The organism is Streptomyces sp. NRRL F-5755 (assembly GCF_001279365.1).
Taxonomy (GTDB): Bacteria; Actinomycetota; Actinomycetes; order Streptomycetales; family Streptomycetaceae; genus Streptomyces; species Streptomyces rimosus.
In genome coordinates this window covers 1-315 of the sequence record NZ_LGCW01000213.1, presented here as the reverse complement: position 1 = coordinate 315, position 315 = coordinate 1, and the positions used below count along the sequence as shown (strand labels likewise).

Genomic DNA, 315 nt, shown 5'->3' with positions numbered 1-315 from the left:
CCGAAACCGTGCGTCTCCAGATCACACTCCTCGACCACCCACAGGCCCAGCTCGTCGCACAGGTCCAGGAAGGCGGGGTGCGGCGGATAGTGGCTCGTAACGACGCCCTTTGGGTTTTGGGGGGGTCCGTCGGGGCGGGTGGGCCGCGCCACCTTCCCGGGCGGCGTAATGCCCGCGATACGAGTCGCCCACCTTTCCGCGGCCCACGTGAAGGGTTCCCCGACGGTCCCGGTGACGCCGCGGACGGCCGAGGCGCCGCGGCTGTCCGACGAGGCGCGGCGCACGCCCGGCGATCGCAGCCCGGGGTCGTACAGC

General features: G+C 72.7%; 1 pseudogene. It reads right to left on the bottom strand.

Features of this window, described 5'->3' with window-relative positions:
• Nucleotides 1-116, bottom strand: a pseudogene (locus tag ADK86_RS45665) (glycoside hydrolase family 2 TIM barrel-domain containing protein); the annotation flags it as partial.
• Nucleotides 117-315 lie beyond the last annotated feature (199 nt).